Origin of the sequence: Pseudomonas fluorescens, assembly GCF_902497625.1 — a bacterium.
Taxonomy (GTDB): domain Bacteria; phylum Pseudomonadota; class Gammaproteobacteria; order Pseudomonadales; family Pseudomonadaceae; genus Aquipseudomonas; species Aquipseudomonas fluorescens_BQ.
In genome coordinates this window covers 1-6826 of sequence record NZ_CABVGX010000082.1, presented here as the reverse complement: position 1 = coordinate 6826, position 6826 = coordinate 1, and the positions used below count along the sequence as shown (strand labels likewise).

Annotated in this window: 7 protein-coding genes; 2 read left to right on the top strand and 5 right to left on the bottom strand. The window is 60.2% G+C overall.

The features are described 5' to 3' along the window. The 5 genes from F8N12_RS26965 to gatC form a co-directional block, all read right to left on the bottom strand. The coding region (locus F8N12_RS26965; protein WP_412072164.1) for a sodium:calcium antiporter at window positions 1-609 on the bottom strand (609 nt) is incomplete at its 3' end. A 50-nt stretch (window positions 610-659) separates the two neighbouring features. Further along, a complete protein-coding gene (locus F8N12_RS26960) occupies window positions 660-1031 on the bottom strand; it encodes a septal ring lytic transglycosylase RlpA family protein (RefSeq protein WP_150583094.1) in 372 nt (123 codons plus the stop codon). A 298-nt stretch (window positions 1032-1329) separates the two neighbouring features. Continuing rightward, window positions 1330-2775 (bottom strand): Asp-tRNA(Asn)/Glu-tRNA(Gln) amidotransferase subunit GatB, encoded by a 1446-nt coding sequence (gatB, locus tag F8N12_RS26950; protein ID WP_150583093.1) that lies wholly within the window; start codon window positions 2773-2775, stop codon window positions 1330-1332. Window positions 2776-2785: 10 nt separating this feature from the next. Further along, window positions 2786-4237, bottom strand: a complete 1452-nt coding sequence (gene gatA / locus F8N12_RS26945; protein ID WP_150583092.1) for an Asp-tRNA(Asn)/Glu-tRNA(Gln) amidotransferase subunit GatA — start codon at window positions 4235-4237, stop codon at window positions 2786-2788. A gap of 16 nt (window positions 4238-4253) precedes the next feature. Further along, on the bottom strand, window positions 4254-4541 hold the full coding sequence (gatC, locus tag F8N12_RS26940; protein WP_008054345.1) for an Asp-tRNA(Asn)/Glu-tRNA(Gln) amidotransferase subunit GatC: 288 nt from the start codon (window positions 4539-4541) through the stop codon (window positions 4254-4256). A gap of 210 nt (window positions 4542-4751) precedes the next feature. Here gatC and mreB point away from each other — a divergent pair, with 210 nt between their 5' ends. Further along, the gene (mreB, locus tag F8N12_RS26935) at window positions 4752-5789 is read left to right on the top strand and encodes a rod shape-determining protein MreB (RefSeq protein WP_002555108.1); all 1038 of its coding nucleotides are present in this window, start codon (window positions 4752-4754) and stop codon (window positions 5787-5789) included. A 186-nt stretch (window positions 5790-5975) separates the two neighbouring features. Further along, the coding region (gene mreC, locus F8N12_RS26930) for a rod shape-determining protein MreC (protein ID WP_263596531.1) at window positions 5976-6826 on the top strand (851 nt) is incomplete at its 3' end.

Here is a 6826-nt window from a genome sequence, read left to right as displayed (position 1 = left end):
GATTGTCAGGCCGATGATCCGCTCCGAAAGACCCAGATCGGAGGCGACCGACACCGCCGCACCCAGCAGCAAATGCCCGGCGTATACCAGCATCGCCAGCCCCACAACGATCGTCAACAGGCTGCGCAACCACGGTATTTGCCGCTTTTCATCGTGAGACGGCGGCCGCGACGAGTGCTGCGACTGGCGCAGGAGTAAACCGAGATACAACACCAGCGCTGTCAGTAACAGCATGCCGTCGGTGCGCGTCAGCTCCTCATTCCAGGCCAGCACGAACACCAACAGGCTGGCGCCGATCATCAGCGGGATATCCAGTCGCACCAATTCTCGCGACACCCGCAGCGGGATGATCAACGCCGAGAGCCCCAGCGTGACGAGGATGTTGAAAATGCTGCTGCCGATCACGCTGCCGACCGCGATGTCCGCGTTATGGGCCAGTGTGGCTTGCAGACTGACCGCCATCTGCGGCGCGCTGCTGCCCAAGGCGACAATCGTCAGACCGATGATCAGCGGCCGCACGTGCAGGCGCGCGGCCAGGCGCACAGCGCCGCGTACCATCAGTTCGGCGCCGGCAATCAGTAACAGCAAGCCGCCGAGCAACTCGATCACGCTGATCAGGGGTAAATCGGCAAGTCCGAAAATAGTCGGGGCTCCATGGGTTAATCGAGGGCTTGCACGCGAACCCGTGCGGTGCCGCTTCTGAGCATACCCAGTTGTTCGGCGGCTTCGTGGGAAACATCGATCAGCCGTCCGCGAGTATGCGGCCCGCGGTCGTTGATGCGCACCACGCAGGACCTGTCGTTATTCAGATTGGTGACCTTCACCCGGGTGCCGAATGGCAACTGGCGGTGGGCGGCGGTCAAGGCATTCTTGTTGAAACGCTCGCCACTGGCCGTGCGTTTGCCATGGTGTTTGGCGCCGTAATAGGAGGCGGTGCCGGTCTTGTTGTAACCGTGGGGGTCGATGATGTCCGTGCTGGCGCAACCGGCCAGCAGGGAGAGCAGGGCGAAGGTGCCGAGTAGACGTTTCATTCAAGGATTTCCACAGACAAATGCGGGCGCAAGCTTTTGTGGCGGGGGGACTTGTTGTGGCGAGGGGACTTGTCCCCGTTGGACTGCGTAGCAGTCCCAAAAAACTGAAGACCGGGTTGGTTCAGATGCAACCCGAACTCAGAAATGGGGGCCGCTGCGCGACCCAACGGGGACAAGTCCCCTCGCCACAAAAGACCTCTTAGCCACAAATGATCTCTAGCCACCAAAGATCTTTTAGCCACTAGAGGAATACTCCCACAGGCAATGGAGCCAAACTCAAGAGCTGACTCCGTTCTCATCAGCCTTCGAGCTTGCTCTTCAGCAATTCGTTGACCTGTTGCGGGTTGGCCTTGCCCTTGGAGGCTTTCATGGCCTGGCCGACAAAAAAGCCGAACATCTTGCCGCGCTTGGCTTCGTCTGCCGCGCGGTATTGCTCGACCTGCTCGGCGTTGGCCGCGAGCATCTCGTCCAGCACCGCAGAGATCGCACCGCTGTCGGTGACCTGCTTCAGGCCGCGCTTGTCGATGATCTCGTCCGCGCTGCCTTCACCGTTGGCCATCGCTTCGAACACTACTTTGGCTATTTTGCCGGAGATCGTGTTGTCCTTGATTCGCAGGAGCATGCCGCCCAGTTGCTCGGCCGACACCGGCGACTGATCAACGTCCAGTCCCTGTTTGTTCAAGAGGCTGCCCAACTCCACCATCACCCAGTTGGCCGCCAGCTTGGCGTCGCCGCCGATGCTCACGACTTTCTCGAAATAGTCGGCTTGCTCGCGGCTGGTAGCCAGGACGCTGGCGTCGTAGACCGACAGACCGAACTGCGCCTGAAAGCGCTCGCGCTTCTGCGGTGGCAGTTCCGGGAGGGTGGCGCGCACGTCGTTGAGGAACGAGTCCTCGATCACCACCGGCAGCAGGTCCGGATCCGGGAAGTAACGGTAGTCGTTGGCTTCCTCTTTGCTGCGCATCGGACGGGTTTCGTCCTTGTTCGGATCGTACAGACGCGTCTGCTGGATCACCCTGCCGCCGTCTTCGATCAACTCGATCTGGCGTTGCACTTCGGTGTTGATCGCCTTCTCGATGAAGCGGAACGAGTTGACGTTCTTGATCTCGCAACGCGTGCCGAACTCAGCCTGACCTTTCGGACGGATCGAAACGTTGCAGTCGCAACGCAGCGAGCCTTCGGCCATGTTGCCGTCGCAGATGCCCAGGTAACGCACCAGCGCGTGGACAGCCTTGACGTAAGCCACGGCTTCCTTGGCGCTGCGCATGTCCGGCTCGGAAACGATTTCCAGCAGCGGCGTGCCGGCACGGTTCAGGTCGATGCCGGTGGCACCGTTGAACTCTTCGTGCAGGCTTTTGCCGGCGTCTTCTTCCAGGTGCGCGCGGGTAATGCCGACGCGTTTGACCGTGCCGTCTTCAAGGGCGATGTCCAGGTGACCCTTGCCGACAATTGGCAATTCCATCTGGCTGATCTGATAACCCTTCGGCAGGTCCGGGTAAAAATAGTTTTTACGGGCGAACACGTTGTGCTGGCCGATCTCGGCATCGATAGCGAGGCCAAACATTACTGCCATGCGCACCGCTTCCTGGTTCAGCACCGGCAGCACGCCGGGCATGCCCAGATCAACCAGGCTGGCCTGGGTGTTCGGCTCGGAACCGAAGGTGGTGGAACTACCGGAAAAGATTTTCGACCGGGTGGTGAGCTGGGTGTGAATCTCCAGCCCGATCACGACTTCCCATTGCATGTGTTTCTCCTCAGAAGCCGGTTGGGGTGCGGGTGTGCCAGTCAGTGTTCAACTGATACTGATGGGCGACATTGAGCAGGCGGCCTTCCTGGAAATACGGGGCAAGCAGTTGCACGCCGACCGGCAGACCGTCGACAAAACCTGCGGGCATGGACAAGCCCGGCAGACCGGCGAGGTTGGCGGTGATGGTGTAAACGTCTTCCAGGTACGCAGCAACCGGATCGCTGTTCTTCGCGCCGAGCTTCCAGGCCGGGTTTGGCGTGGTCGGACCGAGAATGATGTCGACCTCATTGAAAGCGGTCATGAAGTCGTTCTTGATCAAGCGCCGAATCTTCTGCGCCTTCAGGTAATAGGCGTCGTAGTAACCGGCGGACAGCGCGTATGCACCGACCATGATCCTGCGCTGCACTTCAGCGCCGAAGCCTTCGCCACGGGAACGCTTGTACAGGTCGATCAGGTTTTTCGGGTCTTCGCAGCGGTAGCCGAAACGCACGCCGTCAAAACGCGACAGGTTCGACGAGGCTTCCGCCGGGGCGATCACGTAATACGCAGGAATCGCGTGCTGCATGTTCGGCAGACTGATTTCCTTGATCACCGCGCCGAGCTTTTCCAGCTCCTTGACGCTGGTGTGGATCAGCTCGGCGATGCGCGGGTCGAGACCGGCACTGAAATATTCTTTCGGCACACCGACGCGCAGGCCTTGCAGCGAATCGTTCAGGCTTGCGCTGTAATCCGGCACGGGCTCGTCGATGCTGGTGGAGTCATTGGCGTCGAAACCGGCCATGCCTTGCAGCAGGATCGCGCAGTCTTCGGCGGTGCGCGCCATCGGGCCGCCCTGATCGAGGCTGGACGCGTAGGCAATCATGCCCCAGCGCGAAACGCGACCGTACGTCGGTTTCAGGCCGGTGAGGTTGGTCAATGCAGCAGGTTGACGAATCGAGCCGCCGGTGTCGGTGCCAGTGGCCGCCGGCAACAGGCGTGCCGCTACCGCCGCTGCCGAACCACCGGACGAACCGCCCGGAACATGTTCCAGGTTCCACGGGTTTTTCACCGCGCCGTAGTAGCTCGACTCGTTGGCCGAACCCATGGCGAATTCGTCCATGTTGGTCTTGCCCAGCGTCACGGCGCCGGCCGACGCCAGTTTGGCCACGACAGTGGCGTCATACGGGGCCTTGAAGTTGTCGAGCATCTTCGAGCCGCAGCTGGTGCGGATGCCTTGCGTGCAGAACAGGTCTTTGTGCGCGATCGGGGCACCCAGCAGCGCGCCGCTTTCACCATTGGCCCGGCGTGCGTCAGCGGCTTTCGCCTGCTCAAGCGCGAGGTCTTCGGTGACGCTGATGAAGCTGTTGAGCTGCGGATCCAGCTGGGCAATGCGCGCCAGCAGGCTTTTGGTCAGCTCTTCGGATGAGAACTGTTTGTCGGCGAGTCCGCGGGCGATCTCGGCCAGAGTCAATTGATGCATTGCAGGCTCTTTCCCTTTAGTCGATGACTTTCGGAACCAGGTACAGGCCGTTTTCGACCGCTGGTGCGATGGACTGGTACGCCTCGCGATTGTTGCTCTCGGTCACGACGTCTGCACGCAGGCGCTGGCTGGCTTCCAGTGGGTGGGCGAGCGGCTCGATACCATCGGTATTGACCGCCTGCATTTCGTCGACCAGCCCCAGAATGCTGTTCAGGGCCGAAGTGATGTGTGGAAGATCGGCATCATTGAGGCCAAGACAGGCCAGATGAGCGATTTTTTCCACGTCGGAGCGTTCAAGCGCCATGGGAATCTCCAGTGGAAAACAGAACGGACGGCGTCCGTGTGTTAGATTGTCGGAACACTACCGCATTTCTACGGTCATAAGGCCGCGATTGTGGGGGTTGGTGCCAAGAAAAGCGGCCAATTTAACATATTGGCGCCTTGCCCAAAATCCCTGTCGTTGTTAGAGTTTGCCGCACTTTTTTACCCACGCGTTGCCTAGGGTCCCTTTCCCATGTTCAAGAAACTGCGTGGCATGTTTTCCAGCGATCTTTCCATTGACCTGGGCACTGCCAACACCCTTATTTACGTGCGCGAGCGCGGCATCGTCCTGAATGAGCCATCGGTTGTGGCCATTCGGACACACGGTAACCAGAAAAGTGTCGTTGCTGTCGGCACCGAGGCCAAGCGCATGCTCGGTCGTACGCCGGGCAACATTGCCGCCATTCGTCCGATGAAGGATGGCGTGATCGCCGACTTCAGCGTGTGCGAAAAGATGCTGCAGTACTTCATCAACAAGGTTCACGAAAACAGTTTCCTGCAGCCCAGCCCTCGTGTGCTGATCTGCGTCCCCTGCAAATCCACCCAGGTTGAGCGTCGCGCCATCCGTGAATCGGCACTCGGTGCCGGTGCCCGTGAAGTGTTTCTGATCGAAGAGCCGATGGCGGCCGCGATTGGTGCCGGCCTCCCGGTTGAAGAAGCGCGCGGTTCGATGGTGGTCGATATCGGTGGCGGTACTACTGAAATCGCCTTGATCTCCCTGAACGGTGTGGTGTACGCCGAATCCGTCCGCGTTGGCGGCGACCGCTTCGACGAAGCGATCATCACTTATGTGCGTCGCAACTACGGCAGCCTGATCGGCGAATCCACCGCCGAGCGCATCAAGCAGGAAATCGGTACTGCGTACCCGGGCGGCGAAGTGCGCGAAGTCGACGTTCGTGGCCGTAACCTGGCCGAAGGCGTTCCACGTGCCTTCACCCTGAACTCCAATGAAGTGCTGGAGGCTCTGCAAGAGTCGCTGGCAACCATCGTTCAGGCTGTGAAAAGCGCGCTGGAGCAATCGCCGCCTGAACTGGCTTCCGACATCGCCGAACGTGGTCTGGTACTGACCGGTGGTGGCGCCTTGCTGCGCGACCTCGACAAGTTGCTGGCCCAGGAAACCGGTCTGCCGGTCATCGTTGCCGAAGACCCGCTGACCTGCGTAGCTCGCGGCGGTGGTCGTGCCCTGGAAATGATGGATAAACACACCATGGACCTGCTTTCCAGCGAATAAGTCGTTGGGTTGCATCTATGCTGTTGGCGCACAGGCAGCACTTTGCAGTGCTGCCTGTTGCGTTTATCTTCTGTCAGTCTGTATCCAGGCCGGTCTGCCGTATGAATAAACAACACATTTGCCTGGGAGGAGCGGCTCATTAAACCGCTTTTCACCAAAGGGCCTTCACTGGGCGTGCGCTTGTTGGTGCTGGCCGTGCTTTCGGTCGCACTGATGGTGGTCGATGCCCGCTTCACACTGCTCAAGCCAGTGCGTAGCCAAATGTCGCTGGCATTGATGCAGTCTTACTGGATCACCGACCTGCCGCAGCGGTTATGGCAGGGTGTAGCCAGCCAGTTCGGCAGCCGCACCGAGCTGGTCGCCGAAAACGAAAAACTCAAAACCGAAAACCTGCTGTTGCAGGGACGCATGCAAAAGCTCGCGGCCCTGACCGAGCAGAACGTTCGGCTGCGCGAGTTGCTCAACTCTTCCGCGCTGGTCAATGAAAAGGTCGAAGTGGCCGAATTGATCGGCATGGACCCCAACCCCTTCACGCACCGTATCATCATCAACAAAGGTGAGCGCGACGGTGTGGTCCTCGGCCAACCGGTGCTCGACGCCCGTGGCTTGATGGGCCAGGTGGTTGAGTTGATGCCGTACACCTCGCGCGTATTGTTGTTGACCGACACCACCCACAGCATTCCGGTGCAGGTCAACCGCAACGGCCTGCGCGCCATTGCCAGCGGCACCGGCAACCCGGAGCGTCTGGAATTGCGCCACGTTGCCGATACCGCTGACATCAAGGAGGGTGATCTGCTGGTCAGCTCCGGCCTCGGTCAGCGCTTCCCGGCCGGCTACCCGGTGGCCACGGTGAAAGAAGTGATCCACGATTCCGGTCAGCCGTTTGCCATTGTCCGTGCCGTGCCAACCGCCGCCCTGAACCGCAGCCGTTACCTGCTACTGGTATTCACCGACAGCCGCACCGCCGAAGAACGCGCCAACGAGGCTGCACAGGCTCAGGAAGCATTGGACCAGTATGGCGGTGGGCCGATGATTCC